Origin of the sequence: Solilutibacter silvestris, assembly GCF_050574925.1 — a bacterium.
Lineage (GTDB): Bacteria > Pseudomonadota > Gammaproteobacteria > Xanthomonadales > Xanthomonadaceae > Solilutibacter > Solilutibacter silvestris_A.
The window spans coordinates 47,180-63,404 of record NZ_JBCMOO010000007.1 but is presented as its reverse complement, the minus strand read 5'-3'; the positions used below and the strand labels follow the sequence as shown (position 1 = coordinate 63,404).

Genomic DNA, 16,225 nt, shown 5'->3' with positions numbered 1-16,225 from the left:
ACGTCGTCGGCATTCAGCCCGCATCCGGGTCAGGGCCTTCCCGGCCCGCCAGTCCATCGCGCAGGCCGCGGCACATCGCCTTCAGGTTGGCGCCACGGGGGGCCACCACCAGCGAAAACCCGAGGAATTTCAGGATCGCGCGCGGGACGTCCTGGGCGATCCAGCGCCACGGCGTCCCCGGCCGGCGGTACAGCAGCACGCGGTTGCGCATGATGGTGTACAGCCGCGTCGGTCCGTGCACGATCGCCCGCCCGCCCGGCCGCCAGTGCAGGCGATCGCCGATACGGTGCTCCATCTCGGCGTCGGCCACTCCGGCCAGGCGGTATCCGCGCGCCCTGGCGCGGAAGCACCATTCGAGATCGACGTTGTCGATGAACAGCCCGGCGTCCATGTCGCCGATCGCGTCGATCGCACGCAGCGGGATCAGGCAGCCCGAGGTGATCAGGAAATCGCAGTCGACGACCTCGCCCGTGGCAGGCTGCAATTTGTGGTTGAACGGAAAACCGATGCGCACGAACGGCGCCACATCGCCGGTGCGGGCATCGACGTGGGCGGGGCCGACCGCTGCCAGTCGTTCGCCCCCGGAGTCCAGTGCTTCCCGGAGCCGGGCCACCATTTCGTCGGCTGGCAGGCTGTCCTGGTCCATCAGCAGGACAGCCGTGCAGCCGGCTGCCCGCGCGGCTGTAATGCCCTGGTTGAGTCCGGCACCGACGCCAAGGTTCTTGTCATTGGCGATGATGTCGATGCTGCGTGTCGTCACGAGCGCGCGGATCGCTTCGACGTTCGTCGATGCGTTGTCGACCAGCCACAGGCGCTCGACCTGCGGGAGCAAGGCGTCGACCAATGCTTCCAGGGTGGCGATATCGGGTCGATAGGTCACCACGATCGCGGCGATGGAAGATGCGTTCGCCATCAGTCCAGCCCCGCGAGATCGGCGAACGCGGAGCGCAGACCGGAGCCGAAGCGATGGTAGCCGCCGCGCTGCAGTTCGCGCCATACATGACCGATGCGCCCGAACGATGGCGGCGGCAGGTCACGGCGCGATTTGGCGTAAGACAACCGATCCTCCACCGCTTCGGAAATTGCGGGAATCGCCAGGGATTTCGCTGCGAGTTCCTCCAAGCGCGAGACCTGCCGCTTCAAATAGTCGCGCCTTGAAACGCCGATTCCGAAATGTTTCTGCAGTACCGAACGTTCGCGCGCGCCAATCTGGTTGCCGCCATGCTGGCGATAGTCGATCAAGGGGCGTTCGAGGGTATCGACGCGGCCGTGCATCGACGCGATCATCGCCATCCATTCGTCGTGGGCCCAATGCGCCGCGAATGGTGTCGCCAGCGCCAGCACTTCGCGACGCAGGGCCATCGTTGCGCCGGTGACGATGTTCCGCCGCAGCAGCACGTCGAAGGCATCGCCGCGATGCATGGCCGCCAGCTCGCGGGGCGTCACTTCCAGCACGTCGAACAGCCCGCGTCCGGTCGGCACACCGGCGCCATCCACCAATCGCGCATCGGAATGCAGGACCAGCAAGGATGGATCGCCGGCGAACCCAGCCAGCATCGTGGCGATCTTTTCAGGATGCCAGGCATCGTCCTGGTCGCAAGTAAACAAGACATCGGCATCGGCACGCGCCAATGCCTGTTCGAAATGATGGACGTAGCCGGAGGCTTCGACATTGCGATGAAGCACCACATCGACGCCAGCGGCGCGTTGCTCCTGCGCGAAGGACTGCAACAAGTCCCAGCTGTCGTCCGTCGAACCATCGTCCGACAGCACGTATTGATCGATGCGTTGCGTCTGCGCGCGCAGGCTGTCGAGTTGCTGGGGCAGGTAGCGCCCGCCGTTCCAGCTGCACAGCACCACTGCACAACGCAAACCATTCGCCCCGGTCATGACTGCACCTGCCATGTCGCCATGGTCGGACGAAACGGGCGCGGCTGCACGCCCAGCACGTCGATCGCAACAGTGTTGTCGGCAACGAGATCCTGGTCGAGTCGCGACAAGGCACCGCGCAGGCGCGGCAGCAGTCGGGCCGCCAATGGCAGCGCAGCAGAAGGTACTGCCAACGGGAATGTCGAACGTTCGAGGCTGGCACGCACCCGGCGGAACATCTCGTCCACGCGCAGGCGTTCGCCGCCGCCGAGTTCGATGATGCGCGAAGAAGCGGCTTCGTTCCGCACGGCCGACAACGCGGCCTGCGCGACATCCTGCGCATGCACCGGCTGGCGCAGTCCACTGCCTGGCGGAATCGGGAACATGCGCGAGCGCAGCGCGCGTCGTGCGACCGGCGTCAGGTTGCGGTCGAGCCCGACGCCGTAAATCATCGTCGGCCGCAGGATGGTCCAGCGCATGCCGAGTCGCTCGCACTCGCGTTGCAATGCGGCTTCGCCTCGCAGCAGCCGTTCGGCGACGGCACGATCCTCGGACACGCCAGAATCGCGCTTGCTCACCGCACTCATCGAACTGGCCGCGACGACGATCGGCGTCGGCGCATCCGACTTCGCCGACAACCACTCCGCCAGGCCATCGAGCGGTCCGAAGCTGACGATAGCGTCGAGCCTCGACAAGTCCGGCATGGCATCGGGCAACACACCCTGCACCCATTCGATTTGATTGACAGGTGTGGAGCGCGGATCACGCGACAACGCGATCACCTCCGCTCCCTCGTTCGCCAGCAGCGGCAACGCGGCATGCCCGAGCTGGCTGGTCGCGCCGGTCAGGAGAATGCGCATCAGGACCGCGGCCTCCGCGCCGCGCGCACGCCACGCAACGCCAGCAATGCATCGGTGAGCTGCGCCAATTGGTCGACATCGCGCACGCGTACCTGCATCCGCGCCTGCACGCCCTGTTTCGACGTATGCATTTCCAGTGCGTCCATCGCGCAACCGGCCTGCGCCACCACGTTGACGATGTCGCGCGCCAGCAGCGGACGATCCTCGCCCTCCACCACAAGCGCCACGCGCTGGGTCTCGTGGCGACCCCATTCGACATCGACCACCCGATCCGGTGCGCGCTCGGCCATGCGCAACAGCGTGGGGCAATCGGCGCGATGCACGCTCACCTGGTGCTCGCGGGTGAGGTAACCGACCGCCGGTTCGCCCGGCACCGGCTGGCAGCAACGCGCGATCTGCGAAACGAGATTCTCGAGGCCACCGATGCGCAGGCGATTCGACGGCACGGGCGCGGATTCGCGACCGCTGCGGATCGTCGTCGGCTCGCTCTCTTCCGGTTCGCTGCGCTCGGCATCGGTGATCGCCCGCAGGACCTGCGTCGGGCCGATTTCGCCAAGTGCCACCCGCATGTACAACTCGTCGACGCTGTTGACTTGCTGGAATCGATCCAGCACCGGCTCGAGCGGACTGCGGGCGCGACCGTAGCGCTTGAGTTCGCGCTCGAGCATTTCACGCCCGACCTGCACGTTGCGCGCGCGATCGAGCTTGCGGAACCACGCCCGCACCTTGTCGCGCGAGCGCGCATTGACGAGATAGCGATTGCCCGGCAGCAGCCAGTCGCGGCGTGGCGTCGCTTCCTTGCCGGCGATGATCTCGACGCGCTGGCCGGTAGCGAGCGGCGTATCGAGCGGCACGATGCGGCCATCGACGCGCGCGCCGCGGCAGCGGTGGCCGAGCTCGGTATGCAGGCGATAGGCGAAATCCAGCGGCGTCGAACCGGTCGGCAGGTCGACCACCTCGCCACGCGGCGTCAGCGCGTAGATGCGGTCTTCGACCAATTCGCTGTCGAATTCCTCGGCCAGTGCGGCATCGCCGCCCTGCGTCTGCACGTCGAGCAGCTGGCGCATCCACACCACGCGTCGTTCCAGCGCGCTGTCGGATGGCCCGCCTTCCTTGTAGCGCCAATGCGCGGCAACGCCGAGTTCGGCGCTGCGATGCATTTCATGGGTGCGGAACTGGATCTCGAAGACCTTGCCGGCAGGACCGACCACCGCGGTGTGCAGCGAGCGATAGTCGTTGTGCTTGGGACGGGCGATGTAATCGTCGAATTCCCCCGGCACCGGCGGCCACAGCGCATGGGCGACACCGAGCGCGGCGTAGCAATCGGCGACGCTGTCGACCATCACCCGCAGCGCGCGCAGGTCGTGCAAGGCCTCGAACGGCAGCGACTTGCGCTCCATCTTCCGCCAGATGCTGTAGATGTGCTTGGGTCGACCGCTGACTGTCGCCTTGATGGCGTGTTCCTGCAGCGCGGTTTCCAGCCCCTTCTTCGCGGTGTTGATGTCGTGTTCGCGTTCACGACGGCGTTCGTCGACCAGGCTGGCGACGCGACGGTAATCGTCGGGCGACAACACCCGGAAGGCGAGATCCTCCAATTCCCACTTCAATTGCCACACGCCGAGGCGATTGGCCAATGGCGCGTGGATGTCGCGCACCGCGCGCGCCAGCGCCAAGGTGGCATCGTCGCGACGATCGGCGAGCGAGCGCAGTTCGGCGAGGCGCGTCGCCAGCAGGATCGGCACCACGCGCAGGTCGCGTGTCATCGCCAGCAACAGGCGGCGCAGCCCCTCGGGATTGCTGCCGCCGGCAGACTGGCCGTGCAAGGCCAATACCTGGCGTTCCGCTGATTGGCCTTCGATCAATTCCGCCAACGCGCCGCGTTCGCTCTCCGGCAGCGCGGCGCCGCTGGCGCCGATCGTCGCGGCGATCGCGGTATCGGCATCGGCGCCGAGCGCGGCCAATGCATCGAGCGCCTGCGGCAACCACGACGGAACCGGTGCCTCCACCAGTGCCGAATGCAACGCCTGCGCACGCTCCGCCGGCAACCCCGCCAGCAAGGCATGGTTCAACACGACGGGAGTGGCTGAAGAAGTGGACATCGTCCCGCTACGTTACCTCAGGCCGGCGATACGACCTGCGAGTTTCTTGGCGGATACGCCACCCTTCACGCCGAGCTCCTGGGCGTAGGTGGCGACGCGCAGTTCCTCCAGCTCCCAGCGCAATGCCTGCGCGGTTGCGTCAACGGGATCGGCAGCGGCCAATGCATCGGCGAAGGGCTTGAGTTCGAGCATGCGCGACTGGTCCTTGGCGGGATCGCGTTGCGCGCGTTCGGCCCGGAGCGACAACGCCTTGAGCCAGCGTGGATATTCCGACAAGGCCTCGGCCGGGACTTCGCGCAGGAAGCCGGGACGCGCCAACGATTCGAGATGGGCGCGCATGTCGTCGAGGTTGCCGCTGGCCCAGCCCATCAGCTTCGACTCCAGCTTGGCGCGGATGTCGGCGATCAATGACAGGATGGCCTCGGCCTGCTGCAAGCGTCGCATCGCCTCGGCGAACAGGGTCTTGCCGATGGTGTCACGCCGTGCGGCAAAAGCGCCGGCATCGCGGATCGCGACCAGGCCATCGCTCGCCAACGCGGCGAACGCACCATCGACCAGGTCCTCGCGCAGGCGATCGCTCTCGGTGGTTTTCGTGCCCTGGCGTGGCGACGCCGACTCGATCGCCGCATAGAGCAAAGCCGTCTTGGCCTGCACCGGCAACTGCCGGCGCGCCTGTTTCAGCTTGTCGGCCAATGCCAGCCGCAACAATCGACGCACGCCTTCGACATGGTGGCGTTCGGCGACCTCGCGCTGGGCATGCACGTGCAGCGAGACGGTGTCGCCGTCGTCGTGCAGGGCCGGGAATGCGGGAATGCCGCCATCCCCGGTGATCTGCACGGGAATCGCCACATCCGGGAATGCGGTCAGGCCGGCGCGCGCAAGATCCTTCGCGGCGCGACCGGCGAAGGCGCGTTGCGCGCGCGTACCGAACTTCGCCCGCAAATCGGCAAGATCGCGCGAACTGGCGATCACGTTCTTCCCGGATTCGTCCTGAAGCTGCAGGTTCATGCGCAGGTGCGGTTCGATGCTCGTTTCATCGAAATCGATGGCAGAGACTTCAACGCCCGACAAGCGCTTGAGGAAACGCGCCAAGGTCGAGACGAATGCATCCGCCTCCGGTTCGCGATGCGCTTCGGCAAAGGCGCGCCCGAAATCCGGCGCCGGCACGAAATTGCGCCGCAGGATCTTCGGCAACGACTTGATCAGCGCCGTCGCCTTGTCCTGCACGAAACCGGGTGCCAGCCACGACAGCTTCGCTTCGTCCAGCGCGTTGAGCAGGTGTAGCGGCACGGCCAGCGTCATGCCGTCGTCGACCGCGCCGGGTTCGAAGCGATAGCGTACTGCCAGCCGCACGTCGCCGATCGCGAGATAGGGCGGGAAACGCGCGGCATCGGTTTCGTCGGCGACCAGCAGATCGTCGCGCGACCATTCCAGCGCCGCCTGCGCGTCCTTCGACAGCGACTTCCACCACGCGTCCAGCGCCTGCGCGTTGTGGACGTGGGGCGGCAGGCGATCGAGGTACCAGCGCGCCTGCCAGTCCTCATCCACAACCAATCCTGCGCGACGCTGCTTGGCCTCCTCTTCCTTGGCCAGTTCCAGCGTGCGCAGGTTGCGGGCGAGGAAGCCGCTGCGCGTGTTGATCTCGCCGGCCACCAGGGCATCGCGCACGAAGATCGCCCGCGCCTCCTCCGGATACAGCGCACCGTAGTGCACCGGCTTCTTCGGCGCCAGCACCAGGCCGAACAGGCTGATCTGTTCGCTGCCGAGCACGCGCCCCTGCGAACGCGACCAGTGCGGATCGTGATGGCGGCGTGCCAGCAGGTGCGGCAGTTCCGAGATCGCCCAATCCGGTTCGATCGCCGCGTTTGTGATCGCCCAGACCTTTTCGGTATCGAGCAAGGTTGCCGACAACAGCCACGGCGCTGGCTTCTTCGCCAACACGGAACCCGGGAACAGCTGGAAGCGCCGGCCGCGCGGGCCTTCGTAGACGCCACGCTCGCCAAGATGGCCGATCTGCGTCGGCAGTCCCGCGATCAACGCGCGATGCAGATTGGCGTAATCGACGCCCTTCGGATTCGCCTCGTCCGACCAACCGAGCTCCACGCATTGCAGCTTCAACTGGCGATGCAGTTCGCGCCATTCGCGCAAGCGCAGGAAGCCGAGGAAATGTTTCTCCGCCCATTTGCGCAGCTGCGACTGGCTCATCTCCTCGTGGGCGACGCGATAGGCCTCCCACAGGTTCCAGATGCCGGCGAATTCCGATTTCGGATCGGCGAATTGCGCGTGCGCGGTGTCGGCGGCAGCGCGCGCATCCGCGGGACGTTCGCGCGGGTCCTGGATGCCGAGGAAACTGGCGATTGCCAGCATTTCGTGCAGGCAGCCATGCTTGTGCGCGGCGATCAGCATGCGCGACAGCTTCACGTCCACCGGTAGCCGCGCCATCTGCTTGCCGATCGCGGTCAGCTTTCGATTGGCGTCGATCGCGCCGAGTTCGGTCAGCTGCTGCCAGCCGTCGGCGATCGCGCGTGGATCGGGGGGCTCGAGGAACGGGAACTGTTCGATCTCGCCCAGCCCGATGCTCAACATGCGCAGGATCACGCCGGCCAACGCCGAGCGACGGATTTCCGGATCGGTGAACTCGGCACGCGCGGCGGAATCGACCTCCGAATAGAGACGGATGCAGACGCCATCGGCAACGCGGCCGCAACGCCCCGCGCGCTGGTTGGCGCTGGCCTGCGAGATCGCCTCGATATGCAGGCGATCGAGTTTCTGGCGCGGGCTATAGCGTTTGACGCGCGCAAAACCGGGATCGACCACATAGCGGATGCGCGGCACCGTCAGCGAGGTTTCGGCGACGTTGGTCGCGAGCACGATGCGTCGTTTCGGGCCCGGCTGGAACACCTTATCCTGGTCCTTCGCCGACAACCGCGCGTATAGCGGCACCACTTCGGTGCTGCGGTATTTGCGCCGTTCCAGCGCCTGATGCGCGTCGCGGATCTCGCGTTCGCCCGGCAGGAAGATCAAGGTGTCGCCGAGCGGGTTCTCGCGGGTGATTTCGTCGCAGGCGGCGACGATGCCATCCAGCACCGTGCGCTCGCCTCCATCCTCGCCCTCGCCTTCCAATGGACGATGGCGAATCTCGACGGGATAGGTGCGTCCTTCCACTTCCACCACCGGCGCACCGCCGAAATGCGCGGCGAAACGCCCGGTATCGATGGTCGCGGAAGTGACGATCAGTTTCAGGTCGGGCCGCTTCGGCAGCAGCTGCCTGAGATAGCCGAGCAGGAAATCGATGTTGAGGCTGCGTTCGTGCGCCTCGTCGATGATGATGGTGTCGTACTTCGACAACCAGCGATCGGAATGGATTTCCGCCAGCAGGATGCCATCGGTCATGAACTTGATCGCGGTGCTGTCGCCGACCTGGTCGTTGAAGCGCACCTGATAACCGACCGCCCCGCCCATCGGCACCTGCAATTCCTCGGCGACGCGGCGCGCCACCGAACGCGCGGCGATGCGCCGTGGCTGGGTGCAGCCGATCATCCCCGCCTGCCCGCGCCCGGCCAGCAGGCACAGCTTCGGCAGTTGCGTGGTCTTGCCGGAACCGGTCTCGCCGGCGATCACGACAACCTGGTGCTTGCGGATCAGCTCAACGATGTCATCGCTGTGCGCGGCGATCGGCAGGTCGGCATTGAGCGTCGCCGTGGGCAGTTGCGCAGCGCGCGCCTCACGCATGGAGACCGATGTCTGCAATTTCGTGGTGAAGGCAGCGCGCAGGGCCGCATCGTTCGGCTTCGCCTGCCATTTCGCCAGCAGTCCCAACAGGCGGCCACGATCACGGGTCGACGCGCCATCAATGGCGCGCCGGGCTTGGCTCAGCTCGGATCGTGGAGAAGCTTCAGCGGGGGACAACGGCAGGTTCCAGCAAATTCAGGCGCGCGGACGAACGGGCGGCCGCCCATTGTCTCGCGTTACGCCTCGATATCGGGATGTCAGCGCCGTGGCTCAAGCCCATCCCCGGCCCTGTTGACACCACGGCCATCCATGCTGTCTCATGTGGCGATGCACCATCTCCCCGCCCTCTCCGCTTTCCCGACCACGCAGCGCGCGTGGTGGTGGCGTCGTGGCTCGGGAGACTCGCCCGGCGCCTGAGCGCGCCTGCCTGCCGAATCCCCGAGCCCGGTCCGCAACGACCGGGCTCTTTTTTTATCCGGACCCCTCACATGCTGCTCCGCTACCGACTCCCCGCCGACCTCATCACCCCGCTCTCCGCCTATCTGGCGCTGCGCTCCCACGGCGCCAGCCTGCTGCTGGAATCCGCCGACCAGGGCGAGCGCGTCGGCCGCCACAGCTTCGTCCTGGTGCAGGACGCCGGCGAAGTGAAGATGAGCCCGCCCGCCCACGGCTGGGTGCAGGCGTTGCGCGATCTCGCCGGCCCGGTCCTGGGCGATCGCGGCACGTTCGACGCTGCCTCGGAACTGCCGCCCGGCCGCGACACGATGCCGGTCGGCGTCGGCATCGCCGGCTATGTCGGCTTCGAAGCGGTGATCGCCGACGAACCGACGCTGCAGCTGCCCAAGCGCGATTCGCTGGGCCTGCCGACGGTGTGGGCGCGCCGCTTCGACGCCGCCCTCGTCTTCGACCACCTCCATCAGGTCGCCGAACTGCAGGTGCTGGGTGACGATGAAGCCGCGTTGCGCCAGCGCCTGCTCACCCTGCGCTTCGCCCTCTCGCAGCCGGTGCAGGCGCGGGAAGACGCCGGATCGCCGCGCGCCTTCGCGACGATCAAGCGCGCCGATTACGAAGCGCATGTCCACAACGCGCAAACGCTGATTCACGACGGCGACGTCTACCAGCTGGTGCCGAGCCAGCGCCTGCGCATCGAACAACCGCCGTCGCCGCTCACCGCGTATCGCCGCATGCGCCGGCTCAATCCGAGTCCTTACGGGTTCCTGCTGGAATGGGACGGATTCGCGCTGGCCGGCGCCTCGCCGGAAATGCTGGTGCGGGTGAACGGTGATGAAGCCGAAACCCTGCCGATCGCCGGCACGGTGCCGCGCGGTGGCGACGACCAGGAAGACGCGGCGCGTTTCGAAGCTTTGCGCAGCGATCCCAAGGAACTCGCCGAACACCAGATGCTGGTCGATCTCGCCCGAAATGATTTGGGTCGCTGCGCCGCGCCCGGCGGCGTGCACGTGGAGAAACCGCTGGCCCTGCAACGCACCAGCCACGTGCTGCATCTCACCACGACGGTCAAGGCAAAACTGCGCGACGGCATCGATGCGCTCGACGTGCTGTCCTCCTGCTTCCCGGCCGGCACCGTCAGTGGCGCGCCGAAACTGCGCGCGGCAAAACGCATCGCCGAAATGGAACAAGACACACGCGGCCCCTATGCCGGCGCGCTGATCAAGCTCGGCGCCGATGGCGCCTTCGACAGCGCCTTGATCCTGCGCACTGCGGTCTACGCCAACGGCCATGCCTGGCTGCAGGCCGGCGCCGGCATCGTCCGCGCTTCCGACGCACACAAGGAATATATGGAAACCCTGCACAAACTCGGTGCCCCCGCCGCGGCGATGGGTGTCTCGCTCAACGCTCTGGAGGGCGCGGAATGATTTTGCTGATCGATGCACTGGACAGCTTCACCTACAACCTCGTGCAGGCCTTCCAGGCACTGGGCGAGGAAGTTGAGGTCGCGCGCTTCGACCAGATCACGCTCGACGATGTGCGCAAGCGCAAGCCGGAATTGATCGTGCTGTCGCCCGGCCCAGGCCATCCCACCGAATGCAGGATCCATGTCGATATCGCCGCCAGCGATCTCGATATCCCGGTGTTCGGTGTCTGCCTCGGCCAGCAGGCGTTGGCCGCGGGCACTGGCGGTCGCGTCACCCACGCGCGCGAACCCCTGCATGGCGAAGCGACGCCGGTGGAACACGACGGCACCGGCGTGTTCGCCGATTTGCCGCAGCCGTTGATGGTCGGTCGCTATCACAGCCTGATCGTCGACGACGCCACGCTGCCGCCGGAATGGCAGATCACCGCGCGCTCCGTTTCCGGCGAACCGATGGCGATGGCGCATCGCACGCTGCCGCGCTGGGGCGTGCAGTTCCATCCCGAAAGCATCCTCACTCCCGATGGTCCGGCGCTGCTCGCCAACGTGCTGCGTCTTTCAGGTCTGCGTCCATGACACTGCTCACTTCACACAACCCGATCCGCCCGCTGCCGGCCGACACCGCCGCCGAGTTGATGCGGACCTTCGTCGACCAGGACACCGACGCCTTGCTGGTCGGCGCCTGTCTCGCCCTGCTCGCGCAACGCGACCCCAGCGCGGAAGAACTGCACGCGTTTGCGTCCGTGCTGCTGGCGGAAGCACAGCCCTTCGATCGCTGCGATCTTGCGGTACTCGATGTCGTCGGCACCGGCGGCGACGGCGCCTCCACGCCCAACCTCAGCACCTTGTCCAGCCTGTTGCTGGCGCATCTCGGCGTCCCGGTCGCCAAGCACGGCAATCGCGCGGCGACCTCGACCTGCGGCAGCGCCGACCTGATGGAAGCGCTCGGCTACGACTTGTCGCGCGCACCGGCGCAGCTGAAGCAGGATCTTGCGACCAACAACTTCGCCTTCCTGTTCGCGCCGGCCTACCACCCGCTGCTCGGGCGCCTGCGCGAAATCCGTCGCCGTCTCGGCATCCCCACCATCTTCAACCTGCTCGGCCCGCTGCTGAATCCGGCGCGTCCCGCTTACCAGGTGCTGGGCGTTGCCCGCGACACCTTGCTGGAACCGATGGCCGGCGCGCTTGCGCAAGGCGAACTGCAGCGTGGCTTCGTCATCCACGGCAAGAACGCCCAAGGCGATGGCATGGATGAAGCGTCGATCGAAGGTCCGACCCGCGTGCTGGAACTGCGCGATGGCAAGGTCCTGGCGACGGAAGTGCTGGTCCCGCGCGACCTCGGCATTGCCGCGCCCGAACGCGACGCATTGCGGGTCGAGGATCGTACCCAGGCGCTGGCGGTCGCGCGCGGCTGCCTGCACGGATCGACTTCCGCCGATTTCCGTCCTGCCGTCGCCGATGCCGTCGCATTGCAGGCCGGTCTCGGATTGCTGCTGCATCGGAATGCCTCGTTGTCGGAATTGCCGGCAGCCATGCGCCAATGCCGCGACGTGCTGGAGAACGGCTTCGAAGTGCCGCTGCCGGCACGGGAGATCGCGGCATGAGCGCGTTGCCCTCCCTCCACGACGTGTTGCGCGACGCACGACTGCCTGCCGGATCGCATCTGACCCGTGTGGTCGAAAGCGAAGCCGCGCGCATTGCCGGACTCAATATCGCGCCGGCACCGCAGCGCACCATCGATGCCCGTTTCGAGAAAGCGTTGCGCGACACCAAGTCCCGCAACGGCGGCGCGGTGATCGCCGAGTTCAAGCGCGCCTCGCCATCGCTGGGCCCGTTCGCCGCCGATCGCGATTTCGACACGCAGTTGCAGGCCTATCGCGATGGCGGTGCGGCGGCGGTGTCGATCCTCGCCGAACCGGCATTGTTCCAGGGCAGCGCCGATGAAGTCCGCGCTGGCAAGCGGTATGGCATGCCGCGCCTCTACAAGGGCTTCGTGCTGGATGCGCGCCATCTCGACGAAGCCGCGACGGCGGCGCAGGCCGATGCCGTGCTGCTGATCGCCCGCGTCCTCGGCAAGCACACCGCCGCGTTCGCCGACGCCGCCCGCGAACGCGGATTGGAGCCACTGGTGGAACTGCACGAACTCGGCGAGATTCCCTTCGCGCGCGACAGCGGTGCGACGCTGGTCGGCATCAACGCACGCGATCTCGCCAGCTTCGCCATCGGCGCGCCGACCGCCGATCCGCTGCGCGAGGCCTTCCCCGACGCCGTGCTGATCCGCGAATCCGGGCTGTCCACGCCGGAAGACGCACGCGCGGCATTCGCACAGGGTTTCGACACGGTGCTGATCGGCGAAGCATTGATGCGCAGCAATGATCCCGTCGCCTTCCTGCAGGCGTGCAGGACATGAGCCTGATCGCCAAGGTCTGCGGCATCACCCACAACGACGACGCGCGCATGGCGCTCGCCGCCGGCGCGGACCTGATCGGTTTCGTGCGCCACCCACCGAGCCCGCGCCATTGCGAGGACCTGGAATCGGCGAGTGCCGGCATCGGCATGCGCGGCGTACTGGTCGCGGTCGGTGACGACATCGAACCGATGATCCAAGAAGCGATCGCGCATGGCCTGGGTTGGGTGCAACCCTATCTTCCAGCCGGCGCGCGCGTTGACGCGTTAACGCGCACCCGCGCCGCCGGCCTGAACTTGCTGCTGCCGTGGCCGGACAGTCCCGACCAGCCAGCAGTCGATGCCGATCAGTATTTGTGGGAAACCGCACCCTCGCAAACCGGCGTGCATGGTGGCTCGGGCCAGACGCATGCCGGGAAATTTCCGCCACCCGGACCGTTCCTGCTCGCAGGCGGACTTGATGGCGACAACGTGCGTGATCGCATCGAGGCGTCAACGCAGCAACAACGCAAGCATTGCCGTGGCGCCGATGCCGCATCGCGCCTCGAAGCTTCACCCGGCCGCAAATCCATTCCGAAGGTCCAGCAATTTGTGAGCACCGTCCATGCCATCCAGCTTTGAACTTCCTACCCGCTTTGGCCGCGCCGGTTTCGGCGGCTGCTACGCGCCGGAAACATTGATGACGCCGCTGCTGGAACTGGAAGCAGCCTTCATCAATGCCATCCACGATCCCACCTTCCAGCGTGAACTCGCCGAACAGTTGCGTGATTTCGTCGGTCGCCCGACCGCGCTCACGTCGGCGCCGCGACTCGCCAAGGCGGTCGGCCTCGAGCATCTCTACCTGAAACGCGAAGACCAGTGCCACACCGGCGCGCACAAGATCAACAATGCGATCGCGCAGGTGCTGCTGGCCAAGCGCATGGGCAAGCACGAGATCATCGCCGAGACCGGCGCCGGCCAGCATGGCGTAGCGACCGCAGCCGCCTGCGCGCGACTCGGCCTGCCCTGCACCGTCTACATGGGCCGCACCGACATGGAACGGCAAGCGCCCAATGTGTTCCGCATGCGCATGTTCGGCGCAACGGTGGAAGCGGTCGACAGCGGCCAGGGCACGTTGAAGGAAGCAGTGAACGCCGCGCTGCGCGCCTGGGCCGCACGCTGCGATCGCGCGCACTACGTGCTCGGCTCCGCGCTCGGCCCGCATCCGTTCCCGACCATCGTGCGCAGCTTCCAGACCGTGATCGGCGACGAAGCGCGTGCGCAGGTTCTTGAACGCCACGGATCGCTGCCCGACGCCGTGATCGCCTGCGTCGGCGGTGGCAGCAACAGCTCCGGCCTGATCAAGCCTTTCCTCGACGATGCACTGCGCCGCGTCGTCGTCGAAGCCGGTGGTCATGGCACCGCACTCGGCGAACATGCCGCGCGCGTCGGCGGCGGTCGCGTCGGCGTACTGCATGGTTGCCGCACCTTGCTCCTGCAGGATGAAGCCGGCCACACCGCCGAAACCTCGTCGGTCAGCGCGGGCCTCGACTATCCCGCGCTCGGCCCGGAACTCGCGGCCTGGGCCGACGAAGGCCGCGTCGATGTCTGGCGCGCCAGCGACGACGAAGCCCTGACTGCCGCGCGCGAACTGTGCGCGCTCGAAGGCATCCTGCCCGCGCTGGAATCCAGCCACGCGCTCGCGCGCTTGCGCGACCTCGCCCGTGATGGCGCCCGTACCGTGTTGCTCGGCCTGTCTGGTCGCGGCGACAAGGATCTCTCCACCTATCGTTCGCGCCTGGAGCTCTGAATGGATCGCCTTCTCCCCTTCATCATGGCCGGCGATCCCGCAGTCGATTCGCTTCCGGAACTGCTGCGCGCGGCGAAGGCCGCCGGCATCTCCAGCATCGAGGTCGGCGTCCCGCACTCCGACCCGATCGCCGACGGCCCGGCATTGCAGTCCGCGGCGCAACGCGCGATCGAACGCGGCGTCACCGCGGAGTCGGTGCTGCAGCAACTGGCGACGATCAGCGACGGCCCCGACGTCGTGCTCTTCACCTACCTCAACCCCTTGCTGCAGATCGGCAGCACGCGCCTGATCGAACTGTTGCGCAAGACGCCGGTGCGTTCGCTGCTGGTGGTCGATCTTCCCTTCGGCGAGGAACCGGAACTCGAAGCGGCATTGCTTGCTGCCGGCTATCCGATCGTCCCGCTGCTGTCGCCGACCACCTCGATCGAGCGCGCAAAGCAGCTGCTGGCCGAACGCGCCGATCCCGGCCCGTCAGCGCCGTTCGCGCAACGCTTCGCCTATGTGGTCGCGCGCCTCGGCATCACCGGCGAAGGCACCCACGATTTCGCACCGATCGCCGCGCGCGTGGCGGCCCTGCGCGCGATCACGAATCGCCCGCTCGCGGTCGGGTTCGGCTTGTCGGAACCGCAGGCATTGGCCAGCATCCGCTCGATGGGTGCGACGCCTGTCGTCGGCACCGCATTGGTGCAGGCATTGGCGGACGGCATGCCGGCGCAAGCTGCCTTTGCGAAATTCACGGAGGGCGTATCCTGATGCGATGAAGCATCCACCGGGAACGTCTTCAATGAAACCGTCTTCCATGACAGCAGCGACCCTTCTGCTCATCGTGTTCGCAGCCCTGCTGCTGGCAGCCTGCGCGAGCAACATGCCCAAGCGCACCGGCGGCGCTTTTCTCGAACGCAGCATCGATATCGGCGGCAAGCAGCATCGCTACCAGGTCTTCGTGCCATCCGCGCAAGCCGGTGGCAGCGAACCCGCCGTGATCGTCTTCCTGCATGGCACCGGCGAGCGCGGCAGCGATGGCGCCAAGCCGACGCTGGTCGGCATCGGTCCCTACGTCCGCGCGCACCAGGACACGTTCCCGGCGATCGTGGTGTTCCCGCAGGCGCCGGATGACACCGAATGGAGCGACAACGTCGATCTCGTCTTCGCGGAACTCGACGCCGCGAGTCGCGAATTCCACGGCGATCGCAAGCGCACCTACCTCACCGGCCTGTCGATGGGCGGTTACGGCGTGTGGGAAATGGCCCTGCATGCACCGGAGCGCTTCGCCGCGCTGGTTCCGGTGTGCGGCGCGGTGAAAGCACCCAGTGATGAACGCGCGCTGCTGGTCACCTCTGTCGCCAACGAGGCTGATCCCTACGCCGTCGTCGCGAAACGCCTGCAACACGTCCCGGTGTGGATCTTCCATGGCGCGAAGGATGATCAGGTCTCCCCCGAGGACGACCGCAAGCTGATTGCCGCCTTCCGCGCGGCGGACGCGGCGGACGCGCGCTACACCGAATTCCCGGATGCCAACCACAACAGCTGGGACCCGGCGTATTCGCACACGCCGGAACTGTGGACCTGGCTGTTCGCGCAGAAGCGCTGACCCAAG

General features: G+C 66.9%; 13 protein-coding genes. 8 read left to right on the top strand and 5 right to left on the bottom strand.

Annotated features, from left to right (window positions below; translation table 11 throughout):
- Positions 1-13: 13 nt before the first annotated feature.
- The 5 genes from ABE093_RS12275 to hrpA are packed head-to-tail and all read right to left on the bottom strand — an operon-like array spanning position 14 to position 8,737.
- Positions 14-913, bottom strand: a complete 900-nt coding sequence (locus tag ABE093_RS12275; protein WP_430761197.1) for a glycosyltransferase family 2 protein — start codon at positions 911-913, stop codon at positions 14-16.
- The gene (locus ABE093_RS12270) at positions 913-1,905 is read right to left on the bottom strand and encodes a glycosyltransferase family 2 protein (protein ID WP_430761196.1); all 993 of its coding nucleotides are present in this window, start codon (positions 1,903-1,905) and stop codon (positions 913-915) included. The genes ABE093_RS12275 and ABE093_RS12270 overlap by 1 nt, the downstream gene beginning before the upstream one ends.
- The gene (locus ABE093_RS12265) at positions 1,887-2,729 is read right to left on the bottom strand and encodes an NAD-dependent epimerase/dehydratase family protein (RefSeq protein WP_430761195.1); all 843 of its coding nucleotides are present in this window, start codon (positions 2,727-2,729) and stop codon (positions 1,887-1,889) included. Before ABE093_RS12265 ends, ABE093_RS12270 begins: the two co-directional genes overlap by 19 nt.
- The gene (locus ABE093_RS12260) at positions 2,729-4,828 is read right to left on the bottom strand and encodes a RelA/SpoT family protein (RefSeq protein WP_430761194.1); all 2,100 of its coding nucleotides are present in this window, start codon (positions 4,826-4,828) and stop codon (positions 2,729-2,731) included. The genes ABE093_RS12265 and ABE093_RS12260 overlap by 1 nt, the downstream gene beginning before the upstream one ends.
- A gap of 12 nt (positions 4,829-4,840) precedes the next feature.
- Positions 4,841-8,737: an ATP-dependent RNA helicase HrpA gene (gene hrpA / locus ABE093_RS12255; protein ID WP_430761193.1), complete on the bottom strand. Its 3,897-nt coding sequence runs from the start codon at positions 8,735-8,737 to the stop codon at positions 4,841-4,843.
- A 311-nt stretch (positions 8,738-9,048) separates the two neighbouring features.
- Here hrpA and ABE093_RS12250 point away from each other — a divergent pair, with 311 nt between their 5' ends.
- The 8 genes from ABE093_RS12250 to ABE093_RS12215 are packed head-to-tail and all read left to right on the top strand — an operon-like array spanning position 9,049 to position 16,219.
- Positions 9,049-10,437: an anthranilate synthase component I family protein gene (locus ABE093_RS12250; protein WP_430761192.1), complete on the top strand. Its 1,389-nt coding sequence runs from the start codon at positions 9,049-9,051 to the stop codon at positions 10,435-10,437.
- Entirely contained in the window at positions 10,434-11,009 is a 576-nt protein-coding gene (locus ABE093_RS12245) for an anthranilate synthase component II (protein WP_430761191.1), read from the top strand. Before ABE093_RS12250 ends, ABE093_RS12245 begins: the two co-directional genes overlap by 4 nt.
- Positions 11,006-12,037, top strand: a complete 1,032-nt coding sequence (trpD, locus tag ABE093_RS12240; protein WP_430761190.1) for an anthranilate phosphoribosyltransferase — start codon at positions 11,006-11,008, stop codon at positions 12,035-12,037. Before ABE093_RS12245 ends, trpD begins: the two co-directional genes overlap by 4 nt.
- Positions 12,034-12,843, top strand: coding sequence for an indole-3-glycerol-phosphate synthase (locus tag ABE093_RS12235; protein ID WP_430761189.1), 810 nt, complete (start codon positions 12,034-12,036; stop codon positions 12,841-12,843). Before trpD ends, ABE093_RS12235 begins: the two co-directional genes overlap by 4 nt.
- On the top strand, positions 12,840-13,460 hold the full coding sequence (locus ABE093_RS12230; protein WP_430761188.1) for a phosphoribosylanthranilate isomerase: 621 nt from the start codon (positions 12,840-12,842) through the stop codon (positions 13,458-13,460). The genes ABE093_RS12235 and ABE093_RS12230 overlap by 4 nt, the downstream gene beginning before the upstream one ends.
- Complete coding sequence (trpB, locus tag ABE093_RS12225) at positions 13,444-14,628, top strand: tryptophan synthase subunit beta (RefSeq protein WP_430761187.1); 1,185 nt, start codon at positions 13,444-13,446, stop codon at positions 14,626-14,628. The genes ABE093_RS12230 and trpB overlap by 17 nt, the downstream gene beginning before the upstream one ends.
- The gene (gene trpA, locus ABE093_RS12220) at positions 14,629-15,381 is read left to right on the top strand and encodes a tryptophan synthase subunit alpha (RefSeq protein WP_430761186.1); all 753 of its coding nucleotides are present in this window, start codon (positions 14,629-14,631) and stop codon (positions 15,379-15,381) included.
- 46 nt (positions 15,382-15,427) lie between these two features.
- Positions 15,428-16,219 (top strand): prolyl oligopeptidase family serine peptidase, encoded by a 792-nt coding sequence (locus ABE093_RS12215; RefSeq protein WP_430761185.1) that lies wholly within the window; start codon positions 15,428-15,430, stop codon positions 16,217-16,219.
- Positions 16,220-16,225: the final 6 nt, after the last annotated feature.

Excerpts from the sequence above, each read along its gene's own strand:
- ABE093_RS12275 (WP_430761197.1), bottom strand. The coding sequence starts at position 913 with ATGGCGAACGCATCTTCCATCGCCGCGATCGTGGTGACCTATCGACCC.
- ABE093_RS12270 (WP_430761196.1), bottom strand. The coding sequence starts at position 1,905 with ATGGCAGGTGCAGTCATGACCGGGGCGAATGGTTTGCGTTGTGCAGTG.
- ABE093_RS12265 (WP_430761195.1), bottom strand. The coding sequence starts at position 2,729 with ATGCGCATTCTCCTGACCGGCGCGACCAGCCAGCTCGGGCATGCCGCG.
- ABE093_RS12260 (WP_430761194.1), bottom strand. The coding sequence starts at position 4,828 with ATGTCCACTTCTTCAGCCACTCCCGTCGTGTTGAACCATGCCTTGCTG.
- ABE093_RS12250 (WP_430761192.1), top strand. The coding sequence starts at position 9,049 with ATGCTGCTCCGCTACCGACTCCCCGCCGACCTCATCACCCCGCTCTCC.
- ABE093_RS12245 (WP_430761191.1), top strand. The coding sequence starts at position 10,434 with ATGATTTTGCTGATCGATGCACTGGACAGCTTCACCTACAACCTCGTG.
- trpD (WP_430761190.1), top strand. The coding sequence starts at position 11,006 with ATGACACTGCTCACTTCACACAACCCGATCCGCCCGCTGCCGGCCGAC.
- ABE093_RS12235 (WP_430761189.1), top strand. The coding sequence starts at position 12,034 with ATGAGCGCGTTGCCCTCCCTCCACGACGTGTTGCGCGACGCACGACTG.
- ABE093_RS12230 (WP_430761188.1), top strand. The coding sequence starts at position 12,840 with ATGAGCCTGATCGCCAAGGTCTGCGGCATCACCCACAACGACGACGCG.
- trpB (WP_430761187.1), top strand. The coding sequence starts at position 13,444 with ATGCCATCCAGCTTTGAACTTCCTACCCGCTTTGGCCGCGCCGGTTTC.
- trpA (WP_430761186.1), top strand. The coding sequence starts at position 14,629 with ATGGATCGCCTTCTCCCCTTCATCATGGCCGGCGATCCCGCAGTCGAT.
- ABE093_RS12215 (WP_430761185.1), top strand. The coding sequence starts at position 15,428 with ATGACAGCAGCGACCCTTCTGCTCATCGTGTTCGCAGCCCTGCTGCTG.